This window comes from Cellvibrio sp. KY-GH-1 (assembly GCF_008806975.1).
Lineage (GTDB): Bacteria > Pseudomonadota > Gammaproteobacteria > Pseudomonadales > Cellvibrionaceae > Cellvibrio.
This window is the reverse complement of sequence record NZ_CP031728.1, coordinates 136,277-163,228: the sequence shown is the minus strand read 5'-3', so window position 1 is coordinate 163,228 and position 26,952 is coordinate 136,277. Positions and strand designations below refer to the sequence as shown.

The window sequence follows — 26,952 nt, the reverse complement described above, 5'->3', positions numbered from 1 at the left end:
TTAAAGAGAGTTTTGCCCATTATTTTAATGCCGAAATAAAATCGCTTAAGGCAGTAATTTCCGCATCCGATAATTTTTCAGTGACTTTATTCATCAGCCCGTCCGCGCTATTGGTCCTTGCTCCTGCACGCCAATCGCGCAGCTGTTGATCCAGATAATGCCAATCTTGCCCACCCAACACAGGAATTAATGCCAGGTCCAGGTCCGGATAGCCTGCAACTGCTTTAGCCGCGCCTTTACCATCGCTACCATGGCAGCTTGCACAAGCCTGTATACCGCGCTTTGCATCGCCTTCCAGAAACAATTGCTGGCCCTGTAGATTAGTCGAACCACTGCCGCTCATGCTCGGCTGGCTCGCGTACCAAGCCAAAATATCGACCACATCGGCATCATCCAGGTTCCCTGCCATCATCGCCATAAAATCGTTGTGCCGCTCGCCGCTGCGAAAATCCTGAAATTGCTTTAGCAAATAATCCGGGCTCTGCCCTGCCAACTTGGGAATTTTGGCCGATTCATTAGGTGCATGAATATTGCCATCAATACCATGGCACTCCGCACAGCGTTCATCCTCAGCTTTTACTTTCCCTCCTGCGGCATCGCCGGGGAAATCCGCTGCCTGAGCCACAGCGCCTAACAGATAACTACACAATGCGCCTGCAACTATCAGGCGCCAGGGTTTACTATTCACCATCACTCGCTACTACCTTGATCCTGCCAATTTATCTGGACTACCCACACAACCTCGAGGTATTAATCTTCTTTATAAAAGTTGTGGCAGGTTTTGCAGGTGCGCGCCAGGTCGGTCGCGGTATTGGCCGCGCTGTCAAAATCCTCTTGTTTGAGAAAGGTAATAATCTCATCCGAAAATTTAATGCTTTTGGTAGTCAAATCCACCGCTTCCACCGCGTCCTTACCGGCTGCTGTTTCCTTTTTATAGTGCTCAGCCACCACCGTAAATAATTCATTCAGCGTTTGCGCATCGGCAATGGCAGACTCGGCATTTTCCAATGAAATATTGGATGAAAGATTGTCATTGGTGCTTTCAATGGATTGCATTAAATCCATATCCATTTCCGCCTCTTCCGCGAAAGGCGCAGCCGCCAAAAACAGGGTAACACCAAACAGCAATACAAGAAAACGCACAGCCACCGCAAGATTACGCATAAATTCCCGCAATTAAGATATCAGAAAAAGGAAAGCAAAAAATAACAAGAAGAATTACAAATTGGAAATATCAAATCTTTTCAAAAAAATAAAAACTGGAATATACAAACTCACACTAACAACACAAAAATAAAGTTAAAAATCATCAGATAAAAATCGAGGCAGCAGTGCTGCCTCACAAATCACCCTGATAATTCAACTTAATATTGAACACTGGCAATTCCACTCCTAAAAACCACACACCTGAAAAAGTGGCTAAAAGGCCCATAAAACATTTCCGAAAAAGATTGTGCAATGGTTGATTAGGCCAAAATATCTTTAATCACTTTACCGAAAACTACCGTTGGGCGCTCGGAGCGACCATTGTTAATAAAGGTAGTTTTCAAGTGATTCAGGCCTAACAAATGCAACACAGTGGCATGCAGGTCGTAGGTATCTACTGCAGTGTCCTTGTCGGCAACCTGCACACCCAGTTCATCGGTAGCACCGTAGGTAAAGCCAGCCTTCAAGCCGCCGCCCGCCATCCATTGGGTGTAGCCCCATGGGTTGTGATCTCGGCCAGTGCCGCTCTCACCCCATGGGGTGCGCGCAAATTCAGAAGTCCAAACTACCAGGGTAGTGTCCAGCAAGCCCTGCGATTTCAAATCTTCCAGTAAACCAGCGATAGGTTTATCCACCATTTTCGCCATCAAACCGTGGTTTTTATCCAGATCATCGTGCGCATCCCAACTGGTAATTTCAGTTTCACCATCCGGTGCACCGCTCACGACCTGAATAAAACGCACACCACGTTCCACCAAACGGCGCGCGCGCAAAAGTGTGGTGCCGTAGCTTGCACTCACAGGGTCATCAATACCGTAAAGTTTTTTGGTTGCATCACTTTCCTTGCTCAAATCCACTGCTTCAGGAGCAGCCACTTGCATACGATCGGCTAATTCATAGGAACGTAAACGGGCTTTCAATTCGCTATCCAGTGGACGATCGCTCGCACCGATTTGATTGAGCTTATTCAAGAGATCAAGCGAATTGCGCTGTTGCAAAGCAGAGCGCAACTCCGGGCGATCCAAATAATAAATTGGAGATGCGCCAGGGCGGAATGCAGTCCCTTGGAAAACCGCTGGTAAAAAGCCTGATTGCCAGTTCACTGAACCTGCACGCGGTTCCGATGCGCCGTTATACAAAACTACGTAAGGCGGCAAATCCGGATTTGCAGTACCCAATGCATAGGAAATCCACGCACCCAGCGATGGACGGCCCGGGTTTAAATCACCCGTATTCAATTTCAAAATTGAAATATCGTGAGTAGCGCCAATAGTCACACTGGATTTTATAAACGTGAGCTTGTCTGCTTGAGTGGCGAGGTTTGGCAGCAAGTCAGAAAACCAGGCTCCACTTTCGCCGTATTGTTTCCAACTTCTGTTGTTAGAAACAAACAGTTCATTGACGCCGCCTTGGGTACTGGTTTTGATCCCTTTCAAGAAGGAATCCGGTACCCCCTTGCCTGCATTTTTTACCAGCTCGGGTTTGTAATCGTACAAATCAAGGGTACTGGGTGCACCGTTCTGGTGTAACCAAATTACCGATTTAATTTTCGCTGGAAAGTGCGGCGCTTTGGGAGCCAATGGATCTGCCGGGTTTACCAAATCTGCTGCTACTGCAGCATTAACATTCAAACCGGGAATAGCACCTGCCAGAGCCGCACCACCTACTCCCAGGCCAGTGTTCTTTAAAAAATCGCGACGTGATTTATTGTCCATTGCGTAGATCTCACTAGTAAATTGTTAGAAATAATTTATGAAATAGTCGGTTCAGGATTTTGCGCATCAGAAGCGATACGCAAAATCATTGGAGTTAGCCACGGCGTGCACCAGGTCCACAAAGGCAGCCGCTTTGAATGGGTCCAGATTTTTAGTGTCTTTCAAGCCAGTGGGTACCGCCACTTCAAATTTGTCAGTCCAGGTTTTGGACTCAACCAGTTTTTGCTGCTCTTTCAAGAAACCTTTGAGTGCTGACTTTTCTTTGCTGGTCGGTTTGCGTGAGAACAAAATTTCATACAGCTTATCGATTTGTGCACTCTCACTCGCACCGGCTTCAGAAATTACGCGCCCTGCCAGCGCTTGCGACCAACCGAATACCACGTCACTGTTAAACAGCGTCAGCGCTTGCAATGGCGTGGTGGTTACGTCGCGTTTGTGATGCGGTTTGGATGGGTCGGCCGGATCAAATGACGCCGTCAATGGATAAGGCAAGCTACGACGCACAAAGGTGTAAATACTGCGACGTTTGTGATCGTTAGGATCTTTCGCTTCTTCCCAAAGCGCACCACCCTGCCCGTTGGCCAACACATTGCCCGCCACCAAGCTCGCTGGCACTTTCGGGAACACTGCCGGGCCACCAATTGTTTCATCCAGTTCGCCGGATGCGTAAAGCAATGAATCGCGCAGCTCTTCTGCTTCCAAACGCTTGCGAGGATAAGTCGCCAGCAGTTTATTGGCTGGATCTACTTTCAATGCATCCGCACGCTCATCAGATGATTGGCGGTACACAGCAGACAACACAATTTCGCGTTGTAATTTTTTAACATCCCAACCACTTTGCACGAAATTGGATGCAAGGTAATCCAGCAATTCCGGATGCGTTGGTTTTTCACCAGCACGACCAAAATCTTCCACAATACCGGCGATACCTTTATTAAATAGCTGCGCCCACACACGATTGACATACACTCGTGACGTCAATGGATTTTGCGGATCAGCAATCCAGTTAGCCAATGCAGTGCGGCGACCGGTTGAATTGGCAGTCGGCGTAATTTTCAAGTCGTAATTCGCGGCCCAAAGTGCTGGCAAACCGGGTTCAACTGCTTCCAGTGGGCGCTCATGGATACCGTTGAAACGCACATGGGTCGGTGGAGCTTCAGCCCCTAAATCCGTTAACGCGGTGTAAGTTTTTGAACCACGACGTGGACGCAGGTTATCGAATTTTTTCAATTCCTCCGTCAAGCGCTCGTACTCATTCCACAATTCCACATTGGCAGCGACGTATTGCGGGTGATCTTTATTCGCCGTGGTTTCACGCAAATACGCAGCGATATCGCGCTCAGACGCTACTGCGTTCAAACGTGCATTCACCCAGGTATCCAATGGTGTCCATTGATCTTTTGCTTTAAAGATTGCGTCGCGGCTATCGGTTAAGTAACGCTCGTTGTGATATTTGCGACCGGCAACGCGCACCTTATCGAGAATCGCTTTTTGTTGATCAGTGATGGGTTTAATCGCCGCTTGATACACCGCTTGCGCCGTCACAAATTCAATGTCCCATTGGGTTTCAGTACCCTTCGCCAACTCGACACGCTCATTGTTAAAGGTGTTGGCAAAAAATGCCTGCAACTGGAAATATTCCTTTTGACTGATCTTGTCGATTTTATGGTTGTGGCATCTTGCGCAGCCGATAGTCGATGCGAGGAAAGTTTCGCCCACCAGGTCAGTCATATCCGTTGCAATTTGATAATGACGTTGCACCAGGTCGCGTGAGTTAAAGTTGTCCGGGTAACCGGCCAGCAAACCAGTCGCGATTTTTGCTTCCTGGCTGTCGGGCCACAATTCATCACCCGCGATTTGTTCGCGGATAAACGTGTCGAAAGGTTTGTTGTCATTAAACGCTTTGATCACGTAATCGCGATAGCGCCAGTTGTTCGGGCGAGTCTGGTCATTCTGGAACCCCGCGCTGTCGGCATAGCGAGCCAGGTCCAACCACCGGCGCGCCTGGCGCTCACCAAAATGCGGTGAAGTCAGCAGGCGATCTACCAGTTTTTCATAGGCATCAGGGGATTTATCTTTTTCAAACGCAGCTACTTCCGCCGGTGTTGGCAACAAACCAATTAAATCCAGGGTTACACGGCGAATGTAGGTTGCGCGATCCGCTTCTTCAGCAGGCTCGAGCCCATACTCATTCAGGCGCGCCAAAATAAAATTATCAATCGGTGAACGAGCCCATTTGCTATTACCTGCATCAGGAACGGCCACATAAGTTTTAACTGGCTCATACGCCCAGTCTCTGGAGGCAGTACTGGTAATGGGTTTTACTTTTTCTGCTTTGGCTGTAGCAGGCGTTTTAGCGGCAGCATCGGCTTTAGCATCGGCGGCGTAGGTCTGTCCCAGGCCAAATACGGTTGCCGATAAACCCAGCGCTATGACCAGGTGTAATTTCTTTTTGTTCATTCACTCGCTCCTACCCATATATTTCAAAAGACAACCATTTCAAAAAGCAGTTATTTCAAAAGACAGCTATTTCAAATATGCATGGCGATTACAGAATCATTGATTTGCAACAGCTTGTTGAATCACACCAGAGCAATTGCAACTAGCGCGCCAGATTTGTAAAGAACGGGTAAATTTATTTGCAGCTACCATTTATGTTTTTGATTGGAAAGGAAAAATATTTTTATTATCGAAGCTGCATAAGCTTATAAGCAGCAACAAAAAACCTTTTAGCCTGATGGGATAAAAACAATTGCATCACTCACTGCTATGCAGCCAACAGCCATCACTGCTGATTCGCCACTACTAAAAAAACATTTCTGCTGCTGATTAATTTTGAACACAGTGCAGCGAGTGAATAAATACTGAAATCAACTAGACAACAATAATTTTCTTAAAAAAATATCAATTGCCAAACCCTTGTATTACAAGGGTTTTAGTTTTTTGTGCAGAACGCAAATTCGTTTTTAAAAAGTTCACTGGCATATTAATTGCCAAACCACTCCTGACACACGCATTTACCGATCAGGAGTTATTGAATGTCATCGACTACGAAAAAATCTGCGCAAGAAAAAAATGCTATTTTTGCAACAACCAAAAAACCATTTCCGGTAAAACCTTTGGCACTTTTTGTCGCATCTGTTGCCCTCTCATCAACAGCTGTTGCGCAATCAGCAAATACTGGCGGCACTACTGCTGCACAAAATCCAACTATCGAAACCCAAGCTGTTGCAAACAGCACAGCAGGATCAACCAGCACCGCAACGGCAACAACCAGCGCGGCTAAAAGCGCGCCGCTAAAATTGGGTGTAGTCACTGTACACAGCCGGAACCGGATTGAAAAACTGCAGGATGTTCCCCTTTCGGTTTCAGTTGTACAGGGCAAGGAACTGGAGCGATTGAATGCTACAGACATCAACTCGCTCACCCAGCGCCTTGCTAACATCTCCTGGAACCAGGGCAACCAGCGCACCAGCAGCCTGGCCATTCGCGGTATTGGTAAACAGGGCCAAACCGAAGCACAAGACCCAGCGGTAGGTTTAATTGTGGATGGGGTTAACTATGCGTATAACGCCTTATCATCCAGCTTTGACTTCACCGACATTGAAACCGTGGAAGTCGCGCGCGGCCCACAAGGCACCCTGTTGGGTAAGAACAGCAGTATCGGTGCAATTAACGTCACCACCAAACGTCCATCCTTTGATTCAGATTTTTCCTACGCTTTAACCCTGGGAGAATGGGACACAGCGCAAGGTCGCTTTGCCGGTGGCGGCGCCGTGGTTGATGATTTGCTCGCCTGGCGCGGCACACTCAGCGTTAGCAAAGGCCAGGGTGATATTAAAAATGCTTACAACAGCGATGAAAGTATTTCCAACAAAGAGCGCGTGTCTGGCCGTGTACAATTTTTATTAACGCCCACGGAAGATTTCACCGCACGCCTCGCGGTGGATGTGCAACCGCGCTCGGGTGAGCGCACCAATGGCCGCACTATTTACACACCAACACCGGAAAAATATTCCGATGGCAGCGCAAACCCGAATAACTCGGATGCGAGCAAACGTTTGATTCGCCGCTGGTTTACCCAAAGCCCCAATTACAATTATGAAGATTCCTATCTCTGGGGAGGTGGCGAAAACGAATACAACACCGATGGTCGTCGCCCGTTAATTACCGGCAGCAATGGCGCAACGGTTGATTTAAATTGGAAGCTGGATAGCCACACCATTACCTCCATTACCGCCTACAAGGATTACCACTTCAACGCAGTAAACGATGAAGGTACGCCCTTCGATATCCAGCGCAATTCCGGTGGCTTTTTGAACGATTACAAACAAGTCAGCCAGGAACTGCGTTTGAGTTCGCAGCAAGGCGGCTTCGTTGATTATCAAACCGGCTTCTTTTATCTGGATGTGAACAACGTTGCTGAATACCAACGCGTGTGGGGGAATGACGCCGGTGCATGGTTTGCCAGCGCCTCGCAATACGCAACACTCGATAAAGATTCTGCTGGTCGCTACTTGTTAATTAATTCGCTGTCAGGTTTGGATATGGCCTGGAACAGCCCCGCGGGTTTCCAGGATATTAACAACGAAAGTACTGCACTCTTTGCACAGGCCAACTGGAATTTCACTGAAAAATTTGTGTTAACCACGGGTTTGCGTTTTACCCGCGAAGAGCGTGAAAACCGCACTGCAACCTACATTAAAGATCACGGCTTTGGTGCTGAATTAAATCCAGCGAATGCGGGCGAAGTGAACCTGGGTGGCTTCCACTCAGTGAATAGTGCCACCAAAATTAGCGATACACTCACCATTCCCGCAGGTACATTGGGCCGCATAGTGACCAATGCCGATGGTACTAAATCATTAGTGACTGATAACACCAACACACAACTCACACTGGCTGACCAACTCGCCGCCGAATATTTTGGTAAGGCAGCAGGCGCCGCACCGGGCGATGCCTACAACAGTCTGACCGCCGCGCAGAAAGCACAAGTCGGTGCAGCCAAGGCATTGCGTCAATCGCAAATCGGGGTGGTGTTTGATGAAATTGATGTAGAGCCTTACGAAAAAACCTTGCCATCATTTGTTATCAGCCCCACTTACAAGTTCCATGAAAACCTGACCGGTTATTTCTCCTGGCAACACGGTGAGAAAGCGGGTATCGCGCAAGCAACCAACGGTATTTCCAACCTGGTGAAAGAAGAAAAAATCGATGCTTTTGAATTGGGCGTGAAATCTTTATTGCTGGACAACACCCTGGTATTTAACCTGGCACTGTTTGATATGAAGATTAACGATTATCAACAAACCAGTCGCGTTTACGACGAATACACCACCACCCTGAATCGCCAGGCGGACCCAACGGCTAACGATGTTTACACCAATGCCACCGCGAATATTCCGGAAGTACGCGCGCGCGGTATTGAAATTGATAGCGTCTATTCAGGTATCCCCAACACCTCCATCCGTTTTGCCGGTGCGATTACCGATGCGGAATACGTGGAGTTCACCAACTCACCGCAACCATCTGAAAATGGTTATACCGGTGCACCGCAATATCAGGATGTTAGCGGAGAGACGCTACCCGGCGCATCAAAATATTCGTTCAATTTAGGCGTGGACTACCGTTTGCCGGTGTGGGATGGCAAAGAATTCCACACCAGTTTAAATGCGCAATACGCGAGCAAATTCAACTCGGATAACTCACTGTCATCCTACGGTTGGATTGAAGGCCGCACCATTGTGGATTTTGGTATTGGCCTGGGCAACGGCAACCAAACCTTCGATGTAAACCTGGTAGTAAAAAACCTGTTTGATGATGACACCCCATTAACCCGCACCTGGAACAACTACACCCCGGCACATCCACGCTGGATAGGTGTGACCTTTAGTGGGCGGTTTTAATTAATTAGTAGGCAGTTTTAATAGATCAGTTTACATTGCTCACAGGGATGTGACTTGCCAAAGGAATTATCAGTTCAATCTGGGCGAAAGCTAACGGATGGCATGTGAAGCGCACTTCAGGTCACCTGTGAAATAGATCAACCAATTCGCATAGTCGCGAATCTGTTCATAATCAATTAATATTCGAGCCTCTAGGCTGCAACAGTGACATCCAAAATCGCTCCATCGCCCAAGGAACTTTACCATGATGAAAACTACACGCGTAATCTCATTAATGGCCCTTCTTGTAGCCGTATCCTCTACCCCACTCCAGGCGGCCGACACACTCAAAGTCGATATGAAAGCAGGTCTCTGGGAACACCGCATTAAATTGATTGGCGGCAACAATGACCTTGCGGCGCAAACCGAGCAAATGCAAAAAGCCATGGAAGAAGTGAAAAAACAAATGGCCAGCCTGCCACCCGAGCAGCGCAAAATGATGGAAGAGATGATGACCCAACAGGGTATGAAATTTTCCGATCAAGGCGTAAGCATGCAAAATAATAAAGTTCAAATTTCAAAAGAGGGAACTATTGTTAAGCAATGCGTGACTCCAGCTCAGATTGACAAGGGCTATATTCCCGAGACAGGCGACGAGTGCAAACCTACCATTACCCAAGTCAGCAAAACCAAATTCAAAACCACCTATACCTGCACTGGAGCACAACAAGCGACTGGTGAGGGTGATATTGAATTCACCTCCCCCACGGCATACAAAGGAAAATCCTATTTTGTTACCAAAACAGACGGAAGATCCCAGCGGTACGACACTGAACAAACTGGTTCATGGTTATCAAGTGATTGTGGTGATATAAAACCAGAAGAGTATTGATAGGCTATTTTAAATTCCCTTGCTAAGGCAAGCAGCTAAGGGCTCAGGATGCAGAGCTAGAAATTGAACGTGAAAATATTAATTGTAATTTATACACTTTGACCATTTATTCAATGATCAAAAAAACAGGGGTTTATCTCGCCATTTTTATTGCTGCGATTTACTAGCAAACAAACAAGGCAGAAGATCTTCCTGAAAATAGGGTTTTTGATCCACCCAAAACATATACTGCACACGCAAAAAATCCTGCGCAAACCCATGTAGCATTGGAACCAGATTGGGACGCTGGTTTTTAACTTCAGCGGTGTTGGTCTCGCCTATATAGTTACCATCTTGCACTGCAATACCCAGCGGCGCGGTAAACATGCCTTCATGCATCAACGCCAATGCATGATTTAACTGGCCTTTTTTGCGCACCATTAAATCCGGCGCCCCCAACCCAACCCCGATTTTTTCACCGTGTTGATAAATGGATTTCAAATAACCCTTGTCTTCCCAAGGCAACCATTCGCCCGGCATAAAGTTAGCGTACTGCATGGTGACTGATGTCGGGAAAGCCACTTTCAATGCGCTCATATTGTTTTTCAGGGATTCAGCATATCGCGCAGGCGTAAAGGTTGGATCGTATTTTTGTTCAACGCCTATAGCTGTTTCCTGCAAATTTACTCCAGCTACCTTGCCATCAAACTCTTTGCCTAATGCATTCAGGAAGAGCGCGAAACGCGCACGCACTGCGCTATTCCAGCGCTTGGCCACCCAGCCTTCCGGTTTTCCCTCATCAGTGTATTGATAAACAATACCGCCATCATATTCCTTGCTTTCCAGATAGGCCGGTGTCGCCTTGTAGCGAATATCAAAGGTGGTGTCTTGCAGTTGGATAAAGAGTTTTTTGCCTTTGCTTTTCAGGTATTCGTAATCTTGCCGAATAATCGCAAAATCGTAATTACCTTTTGTTGGTTCCAGCTCGCGCCAGGAATACATAATTTGCGCACCCACCAACCTCGGATTAGTTAACAGAGCATGATTCTGGATGGCGTCGCGATCACGGGAAAAATATACAAAATGCTGAATACCGTCCTCCACCAGCGGGCAAGTCGCTGCCAGATATTTTTTATAGGTATCGGCATAGCGCTCGTCAGGCCTTGCCCATTCGGCAGACGCACTCGAAACCAGAGATAAAGCGAGCAGCACTTGAACGAGCCTTTTTCTTAGCATAATGGTTCGGTTTTCAATTTTAAAAAAATGTGATTTTAATGGCGGGACGCTCCAACCCAATTTCAATAACCCGGGCGCCGCCTAACACCAGAAAATACCTCAATGGGACTTTCCTTTACGTAACTCCTTGATGTACTCAATTTCATTTAACGCCCCTTTATCGTTGGAATCATAAGCAAGCGCCTCACGGAATTTTTTCTCCGCGTCATCTAGCCTACCCAATTCAATTAGATTAAAGCCCGAACCCCGCTTGGCGCGGCAAAGTTCAGCCAACTTAATTTGCGCTGGCGAATAGGTTTCTGCTGCTGACTCCGCTTCCGTGAAATGCGCTAGCGCGTTATTCCAATCGCGCTTGACTTGATAGATGTGCCCAAGCTCTGAAAGATACATAGCATTATGGGGAGCCATAGCGACGGCTTTCTTTAGATTTGATTCAGCCTCGTCAATATTCCCAAAATCCAGAGAAGCATAACCTTTTAAATAAAAAGCGTCTGAGCAAGAGGTATCGAATACTTCCGCAGGTTTATTTGCCGCAGCCGCCATAGCCATGTAAGTTAAACTTTCAACCGGAGTTCTTGCTGTATAAACCTGTGTTTCACCTGCCGTTAATGTTTGGCACTGTTTAATAGCCGCATCAAACTCTTCAACGGCACGATTTAATTTGCCAGCCTTCAGATAGGCATACCCCTGATCTACAAGCGCTTGGGTATGATTGACCGGTTGTTCTGCACTCGGTGATTTGGTTGGCGCGGACGCACAGCCAGACAAAATCATTACCACAGACAAACAACAGACGACTTTTTTCATAGTAGCTTCCTTATTAACACCCGCATAAATAGGAGGATCTTCAAAAACAACAGAAATCACTTGGCCCAGAACCCGAGGTCAACTAACAATTGCAAGGACAAGTCCTTACGGTAGTTTTTAATCTCGGAAAAGCTGTCGGCCCGCATATAAATAGCAAAAGCTGTCACCGGTGTTCCGTTTTTTTCTTTTATATATCCCACGAACCATCCCTCAAAGGCTCCATCAAAGTTATTCGGGTCCAATGGACCAGCACCTGTTTTGGCATAGAGCGATAGATTATCGTTGCTTTCCTGTAACGCAATACGTTCATATACCGATAGGTTTGCCGGCTTAATATTGCAGCGGTTTTGCAACAGGCACAACATAAAATTAACCTGTTCTGCCGGCGATATTTGTAGTTCACTGTTCAGCCAAAAGCGATTACTACCCGGCGTGAAAGTTTGATTGCCGTAACTAAATTTCGCTAGCCATTTTCTGTAATCATCAGGCGTTATGCGCGGAACCAATGCCTGGTAATACCAAAATGCCGAGTGCTTAAATGCCGTCGCCATAGTTTGTGATTGTTTCCAGGTATCTGGCCAGAACGACTGCGCCGGATATTTGGCCTGATCCCACTCAATCAATTCATCAGCAGACTTCACTGTACCCGTTTCCAGGGCGATCAAAGTGTGAGGAATTTTAAACGTGGAGTAAGGCCCATGACGCTCATCAACCTCTTTTTCATTAATCACCCAGCAATCGCGGCTATTAAAATCAACAGCAATAAACGCGATATTGCGCGTACCGAATTCTTTGGTATAAGCATCTGTATTTATTGGTTTAGTGGTTTTGCAGGTTTCGGCGAAGGCAGTAAATGGGGCGAGTAGCAACAAAGCAGTTAAAAGCGATTTTTTCATAAAAAGCTATCCTGTTAATTATTGGTTTTTCCGTTTTCGGCAAAGAAGGCAAATTCACATTGATGGGAAAAATAGACTATTAAGGTTTTTAGCGATCTTCGTAGTGATGCCATATACGCAAAACAATTACCGCTTCCGAAGAACACACATAGCGAACTATGTATTTTCCAAAACTAAAATCGCGAATAATTTTATTATTAAGCGGCTGAGGTGGTTCCAATATGCGCCCTATTTCAGGGAAGCTCCGCAACTGATCAATACGCTGAATCAATTCAGCGGCAATACGCCTAGCGGCTGGAGGATTGAACTTCTCAATAAACTCCCGTAATTGGGTAAGATCTTCAATTGCATCAGATGAGTAAATTAACTTCACTTACCCACCTCGGGCGGCGGCAATTCCTTTTCCGTACCCCAGGTTTCCAACCAGGCATGTACCTTATCTCCATCAACCACCTTACCCAAGGCCACTGATTCCATCGCCTTCAGAGTCTCATCCCAGCGTTGCTGGCTTAACGCCTGGCGCTCAACATATTCTTTAACAGCTTGATTTATAAGCCAATTTTTACTTCTTTGAGTGGTTTCAGCAACGGCCTGTAATCCTTCTTCAACGTCTGACTGGAGACGGATAGTTGTGATACCCATGATGTACCCCCGGGGGAAATTACAATGTAATACAACGTAATCATACAGGCAGAATTGCCTAAATTTCCAGCGGTTTACACTTCACCAAAAAGCAATTTCTGCACAACGCCCTGGAAGGTCTAAAACTCGCCATTTGACACTATCGATGTCAGCTCAACCAAAGCATTAGTTTCAATTTTCCATCACTGAAAAATATGAAGTAATCCGAGTACAGTTTCTTTTTCAATTGGTAGTTTTAACTCAAGGTAAAGTTGTACGCCCCTGCCAACAACATTGGAATACTGCGGAAGCTTGTATAACAACTCAAAAAAGCTCTCTTCATCTTCTTGCGAGGAAAACCATGGACCTTCAAAAACTATTTCCATTTTTTCTATTCCATTCATATTATTTTTTGTTCAAAGTAAATTTTTCTCAAAATCCAACCTGAAATAATGCTTCTCATAAGCCTGTCCTTGCATATCATAGTAGATGGCGGAAACTGGATATGGACGTTCTTGCAGAGGGATATAAGAAAGTTTTTTTGCTAAAAAAATCATTTCCGAACTATCAACCGGATCAATACTGACATAGAGCTTTGAGTAACCATAATTTTTGGCAACAAGCTCCCCTTCCTGAATGAGTGCCGTGGCCACACCTTTCCTTCTATGTTTCTCACCCACAAACAAATCGCTTAATTTTGGCAAATGCGACTTTTTCTTTCCATTTTTTGTTACCTCTAAATATACAAGGCCAAATCCCACTATTTTATCGGCTATCTCTGCGACTAAAAAATAGGCGCACTTGCCATCACACTCATCCAGATATGCTCTAAACAACTGCTCATTGTTTCTTAGATCGCACAACTGCTGAATATCTTCCTTTTTTGCTTGCCATATTTTCATTTATTAATCCAGATTGCGCGCCAAAAATCACTATTGATTTATCAACCTCTCCACACACCAACTGATGATTTTTCAGCAGAAAAATAAAAGCCAACCTTACCCAAGCCCTGTCAATACCGCAACCTATAAATGGCGCAGTTATTGCTGACAAGGCAGGAATACAAGGTTCCCCCTCGCAATTGCTTCTAACGAAACAGATTTCATTATGTGGATAGTTAACATCGCCCTCCGCCGGCCCCATACGTTTATTGTGGCGGCGATTCTGATTTTATTGGCCATGCCGTTTATTTTGGTACGTATGCCTACCGATATTTTTCCGCAAATTAATATCCCGGTGGTGGCAGAGTTGTGGGAATACCGAGGCTTAACCGCGAAGGAAATGTCCGAACGGGTGACTTCGCAGGCGGAGCGTGAGCTTGGGCAGGCGGTGGATAATATTGAGCACACTGAATCTTTTTCCGCTGCCGGCCTTGGCATAGTGAAAGTATTTTTCCAACCGGGAACGGATATAAATACCGCCCTCACCCAAACCACCATGAGCGCTAACGGCGCTGCACGTGGTATGCCGCAGGGAACCCAGGCCGGACGGGTGCGCGCATGGTCGGCTTCGGAATTACCGGTGGTACAGTTAAGTATTTCCAGCGATACGCTTTCCGATGTAGAGATTGGTGATGCAGCAGGCAATGTACTGCGCCCGATTGTCTCCACGAAAAAGGGCTTGTCACTCACCTTCCCTTACGGCTCGCGCTCACGCCAGGTATCGGTAGATATTAATGCGGCAGCGCTGCTCGCCAATAACCTTACGCCAGCAGAAATTGTCGCCGCCATGGGTGCGCAGAATTTAATTTTACCCACGGGCACCATGAAAGTGGGTGATAGTGAATTTGATATCAAACTCAACGGGGCTATCGCCACCATTGACGAAATCGGGTCGATCCCGATTCGTAGTGAACGCGGTCGCACAATCCTATTGCGCGATCTAGCCAATGTGCGCGATGGCTTTTTACCAGCCACTACTATCGCCCGGCAAAATGGTTCGCGCAGCGTGCTTAACTCGGTGCTGGCATTTGGTGGTGTATCTACCATTGAAGCGGTGGACCATATTAAAAATTCCGTACCGGAAATGCTCGCCAAAATGCCGGAAGGCATAGATATCAAACTTATGTTTGATCAATCTATTTTTGTGAAGGCCGCCATCAGCAATGTGGTGCATGAAGGTTTGATTGCAGCGCTGCTCACTGCCAGTTTGATTTTGCTATTTTTAGGCAACTGGCGCAGCACCTTGATTATTGCGGTATCAATTCCGCTTTCCATTATGGTATCGCTGATTTGCCTGCATTTAATTGGCCAGACCATTAACCTGATGACGCTGGGCGGCCTAGCCCTCGCCGTGGGAATCCTGGTAGATGATGCCACCGTAGAAATTGAAAACGTCGAACGACAAATGGCATTGGGCAAACCGCCACTGCAAGCAATTCTGGATGGCGCCCAGGAAATTGCTGTGCCCGCATTTGTTTCCACCCTGTGTATTTGTATTGTCTTTGTACCTATGTTTTTCCTGGATGGCATTGCGAGCTATTTGTTTGTGCCACTTGGGCAAGCAGTTGTTTTTGCGATGATAGCGTCCTACATTATTTCGCGCACCCTGATACCCACTTTGGTGATGTATATGATGGCCGGGCACAAGCCATCTACCAGCCACAGCAGTTTCAATTCCCAATTACCGAACACCAAACCAAATAATTATTTCGAACGTATCCATTACCGTTTTAATCATGGCTTTGAAGTTTTCCGTCAACATTTCGCAACACTTATGGCGGGCCTGCTGCAGAAACGAAAACGTTTTATGACCGTATTTTTTGGTTTTTGCCTATTGCCCACTGGCCTTTATCCAATATTGGGGCAGGATTTATTTCCGGTGGTGGACAGCGGTCAATTGCGCTTGCATGTGCGCGCACCATCCGGCACGCGCCTGGAGCAAATGCCAGCGCTGATTGATGAGATCCACCAGGAAATTCGCGCAACTATTCCGGCTGAACAAATGGGTGATGTCCTCGATATTATCGGTGGACCTTACAGCACAATTAATACGCTGAATGGCAACTCGGGTACTGCTGAATCAGCAGATTCAGAAATTATGTTCAGCTTTAAGCAAGGGGAGTTGAATAGCAACGCCATTATGAAACAGCTGCGTCTGAGTTTGCCCAAGCGCTTCCCCCATGTGGAATTCTTTTTCCAGCCCGCTGATCAGATTAGCCAGACATTAAACTTTGGAATTCCAGCCCCGATTGATGTGCAGTTTATCGGCGGCCGCCCCAATGAAATACTGCCTATTGCGGCGGCATTTAATAATGAGCTGCGCAAAATTCCCGGCATAGTGGATGCCCATGTTTACCAGCGTTGGAGCAAACCCACCCTGTCACTGGAAATGAATCGCACCCAATTGCAACAACTGGGTTTAAGTGCGCGCAATGTGGCAGAAAATATGATGATCTCGCTCAGCGGCAGCATGCAAACCACGCCCACCTACTGGCTCAATGAAGCCAACGGCAACACCTACAACATAGGTGCAAAAACCATTGAAATGGAAATGGATTCAATCGATGAATTGCTCAGCATTCCCATCGGCAAAGGTAGCGATGGCAAACAACAATTGCTGGGCAATGTAGTGACTTACAAACGCAGCTCGCAAGTCTCGGCGGTAAATCGTTACAACAATTTCAACATGATTAATATCCATGCGAACTTTCAGGAGCGCGACCTGGGTGCAATCAGTCGCGATATAGATGTATTGGTAGAAAAAACCAAAGCCAGTTTACCGCGCGGCGTAGAAATTAAAGTGCGCGGCCAAATTGAAACTCTGAATGAAGCTTTCACCGGATTAAGCGCTGGAATTTTGATTGCGGTTGCCCTGGTGTATTTTTTGATAGTGGTGAATTTCCAAAGCTGGCTCGATCCTTTAATTATTATTAGTGCCCTGCCCGCTGCCCTGGCTGGTATCGCCTGGATTTTATTTTTAACCGGTACCACCCTGAGTGTTCCCGCCTTAACCGGCACCATTATGACTATGGGTGTTGCTACCGCGAATAGTATCTTGCTCGTGTCATTTGCGCGCACACGTTTGCAGGAGGGTGTACCGCCACTCGGTGCGGCGCTTGAGGCAGCCACTACACGTTTGCGCCCGGTATTAATGACCGCCTGCGCCATGATTGTGGGCATGCTGCCCATGGCGCTCGGTTTGGGCCAAGGCGGCGAACAAAATGCACCGCTCGGTCGCGCGGTAATTGGCGGATTGCTCTTTGCAACCATTTCCACATTGGTATTTGTGCCAGTGGTATTTGCGAGCTTGCACCAATGGCTAAGCAAACGCGCAGAGAAAACACAAGGATTTTCCCAACTAACGCCACATTAATGAAAACAGCATCAATTAACACAATACCAATGACACAACATTAGTTAACTCAACCATGATTTCAGCGAAACAATGGATTTTGCAACTATTCATGTTTAGTAAAACATTATGCAAACATTTTTAAAATTTTATTGGATATCTGCAATGAATGATTATCACCCTTTACCCAGGGATGAATCCCAATCGGCATTTTCTACCGATGACACAACACGAGACACAAGTGGTCATTCGCCAGAACATTTAACAGCACAGTTGCCATCTGCAACGTCAAACCGTTCATTAATTACGGTGCAGCGTGTTGCCTTCGCACTGGTGGGATTACTGTTAGTCAGCGGTGCCACGCGCGCACTGGTTAACCAGCGCGATGCTAAGGCCTTGCAGGATTACACAGCCGCAACCCTGGAACGCCGGGTGCTCACCACCAAAGCCAAACCCGGTTCACTACAACAAAATTTACGCTTGCCCACCAGTTTGCGCGGCAATACCGAAGCCGTTATTTACGCGCGCACCAACGGTTACGTTTCCAACTGGCACAAGGGCATTGGCGATTATGTAAAACGCGGTGAATTACTCGCAACCCTGGATACGCCCGAGCAAGAACAACAACTTGCACAGGCGCGCGCACAGCGCGAACAAATTGCCGCGCAACTGGAACTCGCCGAAAAAACCCTTGCACGCTGGGATAGCCTTGCGCAACGCGAAAATGCCATTTCACCGCAAGACCTGGATGAAAAACGCAGCCTGGTGCGACAAACGCGCGCCGATTTAACCGCAGCAGATGCCAATGTAAAACGCCTGGATAACCTGGAAAATTTTCGCCATATTCGCGTGCCCTTCGATGGAATTATCACTCGTCGCAGTGTGGAAGTAGGCGATTATGTGGCCCAAGGTAGCAAGGAATTATTTGCCATTACCCAAACAGATCCGTTGCGGGCCAGCATCTGGATTCCACAATCCTACGCCGATAATTTAGCGATTAACGCCGAGGTGGAATTAAACCTGCGTGAACAACAAGTGCCGCTGGAAGCTCGCATTGAACGCATCGCCGGCGGCATTGACCCCAGCACCCGTTCGCGCCAGGTGGATTTATTGCTGCCCAATTCTAGTGGCACTTTACTGCCTGGAGCCTATGCCGAAGTAAATATTCGAGTAACCAGCAGCGTAGAAACCCTAATTGTTCCTGCGGCCACCTTAATTATTCGCGACCAATACCAGCGCATTGCCGTAGTGGACGCAGAAAATAAAATCAGTTTTCGCAATGTAAAACTGGGGCGCGATTTAGGGCGTGACGTGGAAGTATTGGAAGGAATTAGCACAGGGGACACACTGGTAGTCAGCCCACCTGATCAATTAGTGGAAGCGGAAACAGTAAAAATTCAGGAATGGAAGCCCGCTGTACCCGTTAGCCGCTAGTAATCCTTTTCAATTTACCGTTCACAAAGAAGGACATTTGAATCTACCCCCCGTTAATAACAGGAGGTAGAATTAAAAATTCCTACCCTTAGCTGAGTTTGCTAAACAGCGAAGAAATCGCTCCGGGATTAATTGTTAGGAAAGAAATTCGTCAATTCTCGCTGCGCCGGCGGCGTAACTTTACGCAACCAGCCGCCTTCCTCTTCATAATCTTGCACACCAGCAGCGCCGGCAACGTTAAAACCTTTTTCAGCTAGCAAATCTGCGCCACGTAATGCACGCCCCGCATGATTAGAAACGGTGACAATAGTACGGTCTTTAGGAATAAACGCGAGACTCTTTTCCAGATCGGCCAATTGAATGCTGAGGTAAACAGGAAATCCGCCAATGTTGGTCAGCTCATCAGGGCGACGTAGATCAATAAACAATAATTGCTCGGGAGAGGCCAATAATTTATCAATTTGCACACGGGTTAATTTGGCACTTTTTGCCTGGTATTTTGCAGCTGGCTGCGCTGGTTGTTCCGCTGCCTGTACAACACCGAGGGGAACTACAACAAAGGGAACAACAAGAACCGCAAGAGCCACTAATTTAACAATCACTTTCATTCTAAATTCCTTCACAAAGGGGAAGCCTTTTACAAGGCACCCCAGAAACATTCTGGGATAACACCACTAGAGCAAGCGCCATACCAGAGAAGGAATTTCTATTGGATTTCGTACTATCTTTTGGTGATTTTATCTAGTGTTCTGATTTTTATAGATTATTTAAAATAACCAACATCGCTTATCGGACACTTGTGTCGAATAAGCGATGTGTTTGTTTAAATTCAAACAAATGGGATGGCGAAATAACAGCAACTAATGCTGAATTCGAAATCAACTGAAATCACGTTTTTTCTGCTGAAGATGGAAAGTCAGGAAAATCATGAAAACCGCAACAACAATTTGCGCAATCACAATACTGACCGCCGTTGTATTCCACACAGGGCTTGGCTCATACACATGGCGGTTAATAGGTTCATACAACGCGATGAACCAAAGGTAAGCCACTGTGCCCAACTCGGCAACAGTGAGTGAGATAACGGTAAAGTTTAAGGACTGGAATACCAGGCTGACGCAGAGAATACAGGTATAGGCAACAAATACACCCAGAAATAAGATACAAATAAATGGAATAGCCCCCAGTGGTAGTAACCCCAAACCAAATACCAGGTAAAAGGCCGTTACACATACCGCCAACCAAAACCCGCTGAATACTGGCAAATTGGCCAACAATTTTGCCCAGGTAAATTCTTTTACACTCACCGGCAAGCTCATAATAAACAGCTGAGTATTTTTTTCCTTCTCCATTACATTGGTTCTCATCAGCATCACTATTCCGCAGGTAGCGGCGGGTGCCAGCAAGAGCGTGAAGGCAATATTCATCAGGATTACGTTGGACACTTTGCCAAACAGCAAAAACACCACAACAATAGATAGCAAACTTACCAGCGCATAAAACAGGATTGTTTTGCGCAGAATCAGCAAATCTTTCTTTACCAATTGTGGAATAATTGAGCTCGTCATATCACTGATTCCTTATTGATGGTTTTTGCGCTGTTAACATTGCCCAGGAATATTTCTTCCAGCGTTAATCGCTCAACCGCATCCACTTGTATACCGGCACTCACGAATTCTCCGGGAATGGATTCGGCATAATTATTCACTGTGACACTACACAAACGACCACTCTGCTGCACCTCTTTGATATTGGGTAAATCGGGCAGAGGGCTGTTATGCATATTGGTCAGGCGCAAGCGGCGCCAGCCGTCCATAAAATCTTCTTTATTGCGCGATTCAATGACGCGACCACCGTAAATAAAGGTGATGTAATCAGAAATCTGCTCTATATCCAGGGTGTTGTGCGAGGAGAATAAAATCGAATGGGTTTCATCGGCGAGCGCATTCATCATTTCATCGAGCACTTCTTTTCTAATCGCCGGATCAAGCCCGGTGGTGGGTTCATCCAGCACCAGTAATTTTGGCCGGCGCGCCAGGGCTAATAACAGCGTAGATTTAATCCGCTGCCCGTGCGACATGCCTTTTATTTTTTGATCTTTATTGAGCTCAAAACGACGCAGCAAGGTTTGTGCGTAGGCCTCATCCCAGGAATCAAAAATCGATCTCACAAACTCCATATGAAATTGAATGGTTTCACTTTCATAAAGACGCATATCTTCAGCGACAAAACCTATTTGGCGCTTAACGGCAACCAGCTCGGCGGGCATAGAATGGCCCAGAACCTTGATAGAGCCGCGATCCGGCGTGACCAGCCCCATCACCATGCGCAGAATAGTGGATTTACCTGCGCCATTCGGCCCGACTAACCCCATCACACTGCCCTGCTCAAACGCGAGATCAACATTTTGTAAATTAAAATGCGAATACTGTTTGCTAAGGCCGCTGCACTCTATTGCCAATGGCAGGCTCATCACATTACTCCGTATCAGGTATATTTTTTTATCATCTGTACCAGCTCGTCGTCTGTAATCGCTAAAGACTTCGCCAGTTTTACCGCCTGTTTCAAATGCTGGATTAATTCTTCACGTTGCAAGGAATGTAAATCCAATACATCGCTCACCCAACTTCCTTTGCCTTGCTGGGTGGTAATCACCCCTTCCCGCTCCAACTCCAGATAAGCGCGCTTGACCGTAATAATGCTGACCTTGATCTCGGTCGCCAACTCGCGAATCGAGGGCAGCGGAGTTTGAGGCGGCCAATCCCCCACAGCAATGCGCTGTGTAATCTGCTCCATGATCTGTTCATACATGGGGCGCTTGTCGGTCTGGGAAAATACAAATCCACACTTCATATACACAGTATACACAGTTGAATTTAAGGAGCAAGACCGAGAGATAACTGCCAATTCAGTGCCCCCTCTTACCTTTTTGTCTTTGGACAAACCTATAGCCCGCAAATCCGATTGCGCCTAGCCATTAGGAGTCCTAGAATGTATATTCATTAGATACACATGGAGATCAGGCAATGTCTAGAACAGCACCAATCAATATGCGTGTTGAACCCAGTCAACACGCCTTATTAACCAAAGCCGCAGCACTGCTAAACAAAGACAGAAGTGCATTTATTTTGGATGTCGCTTGCAGGGAAGCGGAGAATGTCCTCCTCGACCAACGCTTGCTGCAATTTAACGATAAAGATTTTAAAGATTTTGAAGCGGCGTTAACGGCCCCGATTCCAGAAAATGCAAAGTTGAAAGCGCTGCTGAATGAGGAATCGCCTTGGGAAAAATAACAGCACCTGGCCTACTCGCCTCCACACATGAATTAGGAAATTTTAATAGCGGAAATAGCACACTGGATGAGTGGCTTATTCGCAGGGCTTTAAAGAATCAGGAAAGCGGTGCAAGCAGAACATTCGTTATTTGTGAAGATGGCTCAAGGGTTATCGGCTACTACGCACTTGCCACAGGAAGTATCGAAAGAATTTCAGCAGCGGGAAGTTTTTCTCGCGGAATGCCAGATCCTATTCCCGTTATCATTCTCGGACGTCTTGCGGTTGACATAAAATTTCAAGGGAAACGCCTTGGAGCCGCCCTGCTAAAAGATGCAATGTTAAGGACACTCGCTATTGCTAGTAATGTAGGGGTGAGAGGGTTACTAGTACATGCAATATCAGAGCAAGCGAAGCAATTTTATTTACAATATGGATTCCAGAAATCCCCGACTGATCCTATGACTTTGCTTCTTTCACTTAAAAATATAAGCCAACATTTGTAATCGCTCCAAGCCCCCTTTTTCCGAAGAGGGGAATTAAATCCCTCCCAGTCTCCCTTTGTAAAAGGGTGGCACTTGTGAAAAGAAAGGAGCTTGTGAAACGAGAGAAATTGGCTCCCCCTCTTTGGAAAAGAGGGGGCTGGGGGAGATTAAAAGCTAGGTATTTAATTGCGCAGATTTGTGATTAATTAACGACGATAAATTAAGTTCGCAAATGCTTGTTAAAGAATTCAATCGTCCTGCTCCACGCCAGTTTTGCGGCTTTTTCATCAAAGCGCGGCGTGGTGTCGTTATTGAAACCGTGTTGACTACCTTCGTAAATAAATGCCTGGTGATTTATTTTCGCGGCCTTGAGTGCAGTTTCATAGGCAGGCCAACCGGCATTAATGCGATCATCAACACCCGCGTAATGAATTAACAAAGGTGCCTTAATTTTCGCTACATCTGCTGCTTCCGGTTGACGACCATAGAAAGGTACTGCTGCAGCCAGATCCGGCAAACGTGTTGCCAGGAAATTGGCAATACCACCACCGTAACAGAAGCCCACTACCCCAACCTTGCCATTAGCATCCGGCAATTTTTTTAGATAGCTCGCGGCATTCACAAAATCTTCCTGGGTTTTGGTTTGATCCAGTTTCTGGAATAACTCGCGCGCCTTGTCTTCATCACCAGGATAACCGCCCAGGGTAAATAACGCGTCTGGCGCAAAGGCAATAAAATTATCCAGCGCAATACGGCGAGTAATATCTTCGATGTGCGGATTCAACCCGCGGTTTTCATGCACCACCAATACCGTGGGCAATTTCCCCGCTGCTTTCGCCGGTTTGACCAGATAGCCGCGAATCTTGCCGTTGCCATTGGGTGAATCAATTTCCACATAACTGGCAGAGATACGCGCATCATCGGGCTTTACTTGTTGCGCCGCTGCAAATTGCGGACTCAATGCAGCCAATAAACCCGTTGCAGTCACACCAGCGAGCGCTGCATATTTAGCAGCGCCCACCAGGAAATCGCGCCGCGACGCCTGCCCGTGAACATATTGATCAAACAGTTTTAATACTTCCGGATGAAAATCATCCGCCGTTTTGCGAGTCATACAAACTCCCTGAATATAATTTAAAAACGTATAGGGCGCAGAACTGGCAAGGCAAATTTTTTCGCAAGACGAAAGGACCGCCCCTCGGGTTTACCTTAGTAAATGAGCATTTGAAGTCAAATTTAACGATGCCAGAGCAAGCAAGCTAGTTTTTATTTAACGCGTCCGGCGAAACCGGGGGTTAGTACATCCACCTTATACGCCGCTCCGCGACCAACGATGTAAAGGGTTTTCTTATCTTTACCAGCAAAGGCCAGGTTTTGTGGTTTATGCGGCACAGGAATTCCACCCAGGAATTTACCTTTTTCATCGAATACATCCACACCTGTATTGGAGGTGACATACAAACGTCCTTCCGCATCAATTGCCAAACCATCGGCACCGCTGGATAAAGCACCCTGCTCGTTCTTTTGCAAACCGTTAGGAATCTTTGCAAAATCCTTGCGATCTTTTAAAGAACCATCGGCATTAATCGCAAAGGACAATACATATTCGCCACCGGTATTGGCCACGTACAAGGTTTTTTCATCGCGGCTCAATTGAATACCATTGGGGCGCTGAATTTCATTAATACCTACAACCCGCTGGGTTTTTCCCTCCGGGTTAACGTAATAGACACCGGTTTTTGGGTCCGCTTTTACGTCGGGGCCGGGGCCGCTATCGGTAAAATAAATGCCGCCATTTTTTGCCAATACCAAATCATTGGTACGTTGGAAGTTTTGACCTTGATAATCTTTAACCAACACTTTTTCACGGCCTTTTGGATAAACAACACCAACCTGATTGTTATTCACCTGTACAGTAATCAAATCGCCATTAGGTGCAAACGCCAATCCGTTAGAGCCATTGGAATTTTCCAAAAAGGTAGAAATCGAATTGTCCGGTGCAATACGGGTGATGCGATTCGCCCGCGTTTCAGTAAAAAGGAAGCTGCCATCTGGCGCAGCAATTGGACCTTCGGTGCCTTCAAATCCCTCTTTAATAAATTGCACCACTGTGCCTTCTTTCACCACACCGGGAATTGCAGGTGCTTTCACATCGGCAGCGAATGCACTGACAGAAATGAACACCGGCGCCACCAGCGCTGCAGCAAGTAATTGTTTTTTGGCTTTACCTGGGAGATTGGAAAATTGCGCATTTACGTGTGTCATAAACCGGATTCCTCAAAAGTAATCGATGGCGAAAAAGATGATCGGTTAAAAATTCTAAAAATATAGAGCCGAAAAAAGACCGGCTCCGGTGTTGTGAGCCTTTGCCGGTCAAGATTAGCGTTAGGCGTCGCTACCAAACCTGTACCCGCAAAAACAACATAGCGGTAACAAGTACAACCGACCTTCACGGGCTACGGCGATAGGGTTCGCCTTGCCGGTCATTAATCGGCAAGGAGATATGGCAAGGTTCGCGCCAGAAATGAAAGGCAATCTTACTTTTTGTGTGAAATTTTTAATGCGTTGATTTACTACGGATTTTTTTAAATAAAAATATCCGCCTGATGCGATTGGCTAGCGAAAGTGCGGAAATTAAAACAGCCATCTATGTTCAAGTGTCTTCATTGCAACAGCTCCGTCTGGAAAACAAGCATCTACATTCACATTGCCCTACTTACCCGGTGCAGATGAAAACATCAAATTATCAGGTGGAATTTCTTCAACCATTTATCTATAGCTTGCTGAAACGCCGACTACGACGGCTTATGCCTTTTAATTTTCCGCTTAAACCCCGCCATTCTTTTCGCGATGTATTTTTTATTTATGTCTGGCACAGATCTGGCTTTAAGACATTTACACAGGATCTTTACGCAGGGATAGCACTATCGCTAATCATTAGTTACGTCATTAATCTGCTTATTGTTAAGGAATCTTTATGAAATTGTTTAGTAAAAAGAAAGTCTTTTCCGCTGCAAACTTATTTGCAGCAACCTTATTATTTAGCTCAGTCAGCTTCGCTAAAGAAATTACGCTATTAAATGTTTCCTACGATCCAACCCGCGAACTTTATCGCGAGTTCAACACCGCTTTTGCCAAGCACTGGAAAGAAAAAACCGGTGATGATGTAAAAGTTGAACAATCCCATGGGGGCTCCGGCAGCCAGGCGCGCGCGGTACTCGATGGATTAAAAGCCGACGTAGTTACCTTAGCCCTGGCTGGTGATATCAGCCCACTCGCTAAAAATGGCAAGCTACTGCCCGATAACTGGGCTTCACTCCTACCAAACAACAGCGCACCCTACACCTCTACCATTGTGTTTTTGGTTCGCAAAGGCAACCCAAAAAAAATTGAAGACTGGAATGACCTGGTGAAATCCGGTGTAGAAGTAATTACCCCCAACCCGAAAACCTCGGGCGGTGCACGCTGGAATTATTTAGCCGCCTGGGCATACGCTAAAAAGAAAGAAGGTTCTGACACTTCAGCACAAGAGTTTGTGAAAAAACTCTATAAGAATGTGCCAGTACTGGATTCCGGTGCACGCGGTTCAACCACCACATTTGTACAGCGTGGCATTGGCGACGTACTTCTCGCCTGGGAAAACGAAGCACATCTGGCCATCCAGGAAGCGGGCAGCGACGAAATTGAAATTGTCTATCCTTCTATTTCCATCCTCGCTGAACCACCGGTTGCTGTAGTTAGCAAAAACTCGGCGGCTAAAGGCACCACGGAAGTAGCCGATGCTTACCTGCACTACCTCTACACCAAAGAAGGCCAGGAGATTGCAGCAAAAAACTTCTATCGCCCACGCGACCCACAGGTAGCCAAAACCTACGCGAAAAACTTCCCAGCGATTGATTTCACTACGATTGCTGATTTCGGCGGCTGGGATAAGGCCCAACCACAACACTTTGGTGACGGGGGTATCTTCGACAAGATTTACGAAGTTCCCAAATCGTAAGGGAAAAGTCATAAGGGCCAAGTCATAATGAACCAGTCGCAAGATCAAAATCAGAGACAGGTGTTTGAACCATAAACACCTGAATGATGATTGGATTGAATAAATCCTGGCAAAAAAACAGATTATTTAGTGCGAGAAAACCATTTACTTTCTCGTGCAAAAAATAATCACCCACAACACTCGCCCCGCGCGAGTGTTGTTTTTTGAGCAGTTTGTTTTCGCATTTGCTGA

Annotated in this window: 24 protein-coding genes; 7 read left to right on the top strand and 17 right to left on the bottom strand. The window is 46.5% G+C overall.

The window, feature by feature from the left end:
* Nucleotides 1-19: 19 nt before the first annotated feature.
* From D0C16_RS00585 to D0C16_RS00570, 4 genes are all read right to left on the bottom strand, one after another.
* On the bottom strand, nucleotides 20-691 hold the full coding sequence (locus tag D0C16_RS00585) for a cytochrome c (protein ID WP_225319007.1): 672 nt from the start codon (nucleotides 689-691) through the stop codon (nucleotides 20-22).
* Nucleotides 692-750: 59 nt separating this feature from the next.
* Entirely contained in the window at nucleotides 751-1,164 is a 414-nt protein-coding gene (locus D0C16_RS00580; protein ID WP_151030540.1) for a hypothetical protein, read from the bottom strand.
* Between the two features lie 302 nt (nucleotides 1,165-1,466).
* Nucleotides 1,467-2,921 (bottom strand): DUF1501 domain-containing protein, encoded by a 1,455-nt coding sequence (locus D0C16_RS00575; RefSeq protein WP_151030539.1) that lies wholly within the window; start codon nucleotides 2,919-2,921, stop codon nucleotides 1,467-1,469.
* Nucleotides 2,922-2,987: 66 nt separating this feature from the next.
* Entirely contained in the window at nucleotides 2,988-5,381 is a 2,394-nt protein-coding gene (locus D0C16_RS00570) for a DUF1549 and DUF1553 domain-containing protein (protein ID WP_151030538.1), read from the bottom strand.
* A 578-nt stretch (nucleotides 5,382-5,959) separates the two neighbouring features.
* On the opposite strand from D0C16_RS00570, the gene D0C16_RS00565 reads away from it, so the two are divergent.
* Together D0C16_RS00565 and D0C16_RS00560 are read left to right on the top strand one after the other, a co-directional pair.
* Nucleotides 5,960-8,827, top strand: coding sequence for a TonB-dependent receptor (locus tag D0C16_RS00565; RefSeq protein ID WP_151030537.1), 2,868 nt, complete (start codon nucleotides 5,960-5,962; stop codon nucleotides 8,825-8,827).
* 244 nt (nucleotides 8,828-9,071) lie between these two features.
* Nucleotides 9,072-9,698 (top strand): DUF3617 domain-containing protein, encoded by a 627-nt coding sequence (locus D0C16_RS00560; protein WP_151030536.1) that lies wholly within the window; start codon nucleotides 9,072-9,074, stop codon nucleotides 9,696-9,698.
* A 147-nt stretch (nucleotides 9,699-9,845) separates the two neighbouring features.
* Here D0C16_RS00560 and D0C16_RS00555 read toward each other — a convergent pair whose 3' ends face one another.
* The 7 genes from D0C16_RS00555 to D0C16_RS00525 all read right to left on the bottom strand — a co-directional run bounded on the left by D0C16_RS00555 (nucleotide 9,846) and on the right by D0C16_RS00525 (nucleotide 14,139).
* The gene (locus D0C16_RS00555; RefSeq protein WP_225318846.1) at nucleotides 9,846-10,889 is read right to left on the bottom strand and encodes a hypothetical protein; all 1,044 of its coding nucleotides are present in this window, start codon (nucleotides 10,887-10,889) and stop codon (nucleotides 9,846-9,848) included.
* A 123-nt stretch (nucleotides 10,890-11,012) separates the two neighbouring features.
* Nucleotides 11,013-11,720 (bottom strand): tetratricopeptide repeat protein, encoded by a 708-nt coding sequence (locus D0C16_RS00550; RefSeq protein WP_151030534.1) that lies wholly within the window; start codon nucleotides 11,718-11,720, stop codon nucleotides 11,013-11,015.
* Nucleotides 11,721-11,776: 56 nt separating this feature from the next.
* Nucleotides 11,777-12,616 (bottom strand): class D beta-lactamase, encoded by an 840-nt coding sequence (locus D0C16_RS00545; RefSeq protein WP_151030533.1) that lies wholly within the window; start codon nucleotides 12,614-12,616, stop codon nucleotides 11,777-11,779.
* A gap of 88 nt (nucleotides 12,617-12,704) precedes the next feature.
* Nucleotides 12,705-12,989 (bottom strand): type II toxin-antitoxin system RelE/ParE family toxin, encoded by a 285-nt coding sequence (locus D0C16_RS00540; RefSeq protein WP_151030532.1) that lies wholly within the window; start codon nucleotides 12,987-12,989, stop codon nucleotides 12,705-12,707.
* Nucleotides 12,986-13,258, bottom strand: a complete 273-nt coding sequence (locus D0C16_RS00535) for a CopG family ribbon-helix-helix protein (protein ID WP_151030531.1) — start codon at nucleotides 13,256-13,258, stop codon at nucleotides 12,986-12,988. Before D0C16_RS00535 ends, D0C16_RS00540 begins: the two co-directional genes overlap by 4 nt.
* Nucleotides 13,259-13,440: 182 nt before the next feature.
* Nucleotides 13,441-13,623: a hypothetical protein gene (locus D0C16_RS00530; protein ID WP_151030530.1), complete on the bottom strand. Its 183-nt coding sequence runs from the start codon at nucleotides 13,621-13,623 to the stop codon at nucleotides 13,441-13,443.
* 30 nt (nucleotides 13,624-13,653) lie between these two features.
* Nucleotides 13,654-14,139 carry a GNAT family N-acetyltransferase gene (locus D0C16_RS00525; RefSeq protein WP_151030529.1) on the bottom strand — a complete coding sequence of 162 codons (486 nt, stop codon included), beginning with the start codon at nucleotides 14,137-14,139 and terminating at the stop codon, nucleotides 13,654-13,656.
* 205 nt (nucleotides 14,140-14,344) lie between these two features.
* Here D0C16_RS00525 and D0C16_RS00520 point away from each other — a divergent pair, with 205 nt between their 5' ends.
* Nucleotides 14,345-17,551, top strand: a complete 3,207-nt coding sequence (locus tag D0C16_RS00520; RefSeq protein WP_151030528.1) for an efflux RND transporter permease subunit — start codon at nucleotides 14,345-14,347, stop codon at nucleotides 17,549-17,551.
* Between the two features lie 144 nt (nucleotides 17,552-17,695).
* On the top strand, nucleotides 17,696-18,964 hold the full coding sequence (locus D0C16_RS00515) for an efflux RND transporter periplasmic adaptor subunit (protein WP_151030527.1): 1,269 nt from the start codon (nucleotides 17,696-17,698) through the stop codon (nucleotides 18,962-18,964).
* 128 nt (nucleotides 18,965-19,092) lie between these two features.
* Here D0C16_RS00515 and D0C16_RS00510 read toward each other — a convergent pair whose 3' ends face one another.
* The 4 genes from D0C16_RS00510 to D0C16_RS00495 form a co-directional block, all read right to left on the bottom strand.
* The gene (locus D0C16_RS00510) at nucleotides 19,093-19,572 is read right to left on the bottom strand and encodes a rhodanese-like domain-containing protein (protein WP_151030526.1); all 480 of its coding nucleotides are present in this window, start codon (nucleotides 19,570-19,572) and stop codon (nucleotides 19,093-19,095) included.
* A gap of 270 nt (nucleotides 19,573-19,842) precedes the next feature.
* Nucleotides 19,843-20,532, bottom strand: a complete 690-nt coding sequence (locus D0C16_RS00505) for a hypothetical protein (RefSeq protein ID WP_151030525.1) — start codon at nucleotides 20,530-20,532, stop codon at nucleotides 19,843-19,845.
* Nucleotides 20,529-21,437 (bottom strand): ABC transporter ATP-binding protein, encoded by a 909-nt coding sequence (locus D0C16_RS00500; RefSeq protein ID WP_151030524.1) that lies wholly within the window; start codon nucleotides 21,435-21,437, stop codon nucleotides 20,529-20,531. Before D0C16_RS00500 ends, D0C16_RS00505 begins: the two co-directional genes overlap by 4 nt.
* A gap of 14 nt (nucleotides 21,438-21,451) precedes the next feature.
* Nucleotides 21,452-21,760 (bottom strand): GntR family transcriptional regulator, encoded by a 309-nt coding sequence (locus tag D0C16_RS00495; RefSeq protein WP_225318845.1) that lies wholly within the window; start codon nucleotides 21,758-21,760, stop codon nucleotides 21,452-21,454.
* A gap of 230 nt (nucleotides 21,761-21,990) precedes the next feature.
* On the opposite strand from D0C16_RS00495, the gene D0C16_RS00490 reads away from it, so the two are divergent.
* Nucleotides 21,991-22,257 carry a DUF1778 domain-containing protein gene (locus D0C16_RS00490; protein WP_151030522.1) on the top strand — a complete coding sequence of 89 codons (267 nt, stop codon included), beginning with the start codon at nucleotides 21,991-21,993 and terminating at the stop codon, nucleotides 22,255-22,257.
* Nucleotides 22,245-22,742 (top strand): GNAT family N-acetyltransferase, encoded by a 498-nt coding sequence (locus D0C16_RS00485; RefSeq protein ID WP_225318844.1) that lies wholly within the window; start codon nucleotides 22,245-22,247, stop codon nucleotides 22,740-22,742. Before D0C16_RS00490 ends, D0C16_RS00485 begins: the two co-directional genes overlap by 13 nt.
* A gap of 199 nt (nucleotides 22,743-22,941) precedes the next feature.
* On the opposite strand, the gene D0C16_RS00480 is transcribed toward D0C16_RS00485, so the two are convergent.
* Both D0C16_RS00480 and D0C16_RS00475 read right to left on the bottom strand, forming a co-directional pair.
* Nucleotides 22,942-23,835, bottom strand: coding sequence for a dienelactone hydrolase family protein (locus D0C16_RS00480; RefSeq protein WP_151030520.1), 894 nt, complete (start codon nucleotides 23,833-23,835; stop codon nucleotides 22,942-22,944).
* Between the two features lie 152 nt (nucleotides 23,836-23,987).
* Nucleotides 23,988-24,986, bottom strand: coding sequence for an SMP-30/gluconolactonase/LRE family protein (locus tag D0C16_RS00475; RefSeq protein WP_151030519.1), 999 nt, complete (start codon nucleotides 24,984-24,986; stop codon nucleotides 23,988-23,990).
* A gap of 712 nt (nucleotides 24,987-25,698) precedes the next feature.
* Here D0C16_RS00475 and D0C16_RS00470 point away from each other — a divergent pair.
* Complete coding sequence (locus tag D0C16_RS00470; RefSeq protein WP_151030518.1) at nucleotides 25,699-26,721, top strand: sulfate ABC transporter substrate-binding protein; 1,023 nt, start codon at nucleotides 25,699-25,701, stop codon at nucleotides 26,719-26,721.
* Nucleotides 26,722-26,952: the final 231 nt, after the last annotated feature.

Bases quoted from the DNA above. Each gene is read 5' to 3' on its own strand.
- D0C16_RS00510 (WP_151030526.1), bottom strand. From the start codon at position 19,572: ATGAAAGTGATTGTTAAATTAGTGGCTCTTGCGGTTCTTGTTGTTCCC.
- D0C16_RS00530 (WP_151030530.1), bottom strand. From the start codon at position 13,623: ATGGAAATAGTTTTTGAAGGTCCATGGTTTTCCTCGCAAGAAGATGAA.
- D0C16_RS00505 (WP_151030525.1), bottom strand. From the start codon at position 20,532: ATGACGAGCTCAATTATTCCACAATTGGTAAAGAAAGATTTGCTGATT.
- D0C16_RS00560 (WP_151030536.1), top strand. From the start codon at position 9,072: ATGATGAAAACTACACGCGTAATCTCATTAATGGCCCTTCTTGTAGCC.
- D0C16_RS00480 (WP_151030520.1), bottom strand. From the start codon at position 23,835: ATGACTCGCAAAACGGCGGATGATTTTCATCCGGAAGTATTAAAACTG.
- D0C16_RS00515 (WP_151030527.1), top strand. From the start codon at position 17,696: ATGAATGATTATCACCCTTTACCCAGGGATGAATCCCAATCGGCATTT.
- D0C16_RS00470 (WP_151030518.1), top strand. From the start codon at position 25,699: ATGAAATTGTTTAGTAAAAAGAAAGTCTTTTCCGCTGCAAACTTATTT.
- D0C16_RS00585 (WP_225319007.1), bottom strand. From the start codon at position 691: ATGGTGAATAGTAAACCCTGGCGCCTGATAGTTGCAGGCGCATTGTGT.
- D0C16_RS00520 (WP_151030528.1), top strand. From the start codon at position 14,345: ATGTGGATAGTTAACATCGCCCTCCGCCGGCCCCATACGTTTATTGTG.
- D0C16_RS00550 (WP_151030534.1), bottom strand. From the start codon at position 11,720: ATGAAAAAAGTCGTCTGTTGTTTGTCTGTGGTAATGATTTTGTCTGGC.
- D0C16_RS00535 (WP_151030531.1), bottom strand. From the start codon at position 13,258: ATGGGTATCACAACTATCCGTCTCCAGTCAGACGTTGAAGAAGGATTA.
- D0C16_RS00565 (WP_151030537.1), top strand. From the start codon at position 5,960: ATGTCATCGACTACGAAAAAATCTGCGCAAGAAAAAAATGCTATTTTT.
- D0C16_RS00490 (WP_151030522.1), top strand. From the start codon at position 21,991: ATGTCTAGAACAGCACCAATCAATATGCGTGTTGAACCCAGTCAACAC.
- D0C16_RS00495 (WP_225318845.1), bottom strand. From the start codon at position 21,760: ATGGAGCAGATTACACAGCGCATTGCTGTGGGGGATTGGCCGCCTCAA.
- D0C16_RS00500 (WP_151030524.1), bottom strand. From the start codon at position 21,437: ATGAGCCTGCCATTGGCAATAGAGTGCAGCGGCCTTAGCAAACAGTAT.
- D0C16_RS00575 (WP_151030539.1), bottom strand. From the start codon at position 2,921: ATGGACAATAAATCACGTCGCGATTTTTTAAAGAACACTGGCCTGGGA.
- D0C16_RS00525 (WP_151030529.1), bottom strand. From the start codon at position 14,139: ATGAAAATATGGCAAGCAAAAAAGGAAGATATTCAGCAGTTGTGCGAT.
- D0C16_RS00580 (WP_151030540.1), bottom strand. From the start codon at position 1,164: ATGCGTAATCTTGCGGTGGCTGTGCGTTTTCTTGTATTGCTGTTTGGT.
- D0C16_RS00570 (WP_151030538.1), bottom strand. From the start codon at position 5,381: ATGAACAAAAAGAAATTACACCTGGTCATAGCGCTGGGTTTATCGGCA.
- D0C16_RS00545 (WP_151030533.1), bottom strand. From the start codon at position 12,616: ATGAAAAAATCGCTTTTAACTGCTTTGTTGCTACTCGCCCCATTTACT.
- D0C16_RS00475 (WP_151030519.1), bottom strand. From the start codon at position 24,986: ATGACACACGTAAATGCGCAATTTTCCAATCTCCCAGGTAAAGCCAAA.